The sequence below is a fragment of the Acinetobacter sp. ANC5681 genome, assembly GCF_023488045.1.
In the GTDB taxonomy this organism is placed as follows: domain Bacteria; phylum Pseudomonadota; class Gammaproteobacteria; order Pseudomonadales; family Moraxellaceae; genus Acinetobacter.
The window spans coordinates 1-1,366 of the sequence record NZ_JAMFKZ010000075.1 but is presented as its reverse complement, the minus strand read 5'-3'; the positions used below and the strand labels follow the sequence as shown (position 1 = coordinate 1,366).

The 1,366-nt window shown below is 39.8% G+C and carries 1 protein-coding gene; it reads right to left on the bottom strand.

The annotated features are described in order from the left end of the window. Window positions 1–891, bottom strand: an 891-nt coding sequence (locus tag M5121_RS15755) for an Ig-like domain-containing protein (protein ID WP_249571701.1), incomplete at its 3' end; no start/stop codon positions are given. Between the last annotated feature and the right edge of the window lie 475 nt (window positions 892–1,366).

The following is a 1,366-nucleotide window of genomic DNA, read 5'->3' as shown; positions in this document are numbered from 1 at the left end:
CACCCCTGCAACTGGTGCCGTATTATCAACGGTTACTTTGGCAGATAGCACCTCTGCACTGTTTCCTGCAACATCGGTCACAATCGCCTTAAACTGATACACACCATCAGCTAGATTCTTTTGTGCAGCATCGGTATTTGTCCAGGTCTTACCGCCATCTTTAGAAAGCTGATAAATGACCTCTGTATTGGCTTCCTGTCCTGACAGACTTAATTCAAATGCTTTATCCTGAGTGATGCGATCAGTAGAAGATAAACCCGTATCAATTAAATTCGTAAATGACAACGTTCCTGCAATGGGTGGCGTTGTATCTCGCGGTGGTTCTGCTTTATCCTCGCCCCCCCCACCTCCTGCTGCCGCAGCAACTGCTCCAACCCCAGCAATCCCACCTGCAACCAAGGCCCAGGTTGGAATTGTCATTGCAGCGACAGAACCAGCGGTCGCCACCGTACTTGCAGCAACAACCGCACTCTCTGCTGCAATTGCGCCTGTACCTGATGCAACAGCACCTAAACTATCCGCAGCAACGACAGAACTATCCGAAAGCACCGCACTGGCTGGCACACCATCCAGTACCAGATAATCATCTACAGGTTGCTCTGCAACCTCATCCTCAACAAGTGTTGCCCATAAGCTTTGCCCATCCTGTAAGGGAAGTTGTAGAAGCTCCTGAACAAAGAACCCCTCTAAAACAACTTGCGTACCATCTATTAAATGTACAACCGCGTTATTTCCGACTCGCACAATTGAAGAGACTTGTTCTGGATGAATCTCAAACTTTGCCATTAATCGTTGATCTAAAGGAATTGCTGTTGATTGCCCAGTTGCTATGACCTCAGATTTAGTTGTTGTTTTATGAATACTTTTATCCACCAAATATATACGTGTCACTTTGTCACCTTTCAGCATGCAGAAATCGCAAAAGTACTTATATTTATTACTTTGTGCGTATGTATATGTTATTTAAAATGATTCTTTTTCCAGTTTTAGAGTTTTCTGATATCTTACAAATGAAGAATTTGGGGAGCAAAATTTCATCAACTCTCAAAAGATTTTATGCATTTTTTTGTGGCAGTTATATTCCTCAAATGGGGAATAGACTGACCTGTATTAAGAGATTTTTCCAGTTAAAAATCGACTGATAATTTTAAAAAATCAACACAATATTCTGATATTTAAAATATTAATATTTTTCAAGTATTCAAAAATCAAGTCTAATATGCTTATTTTTATATCAGTGTACGGAACTCATAATTTAAAGATATTTAATAAGTCATATTTTTCATCTTTGTACACGACAAAAAAAGATAACTCATTGAAATAATGGCATAATACTTGTTTTCTGACGACGAATATGATGACACAT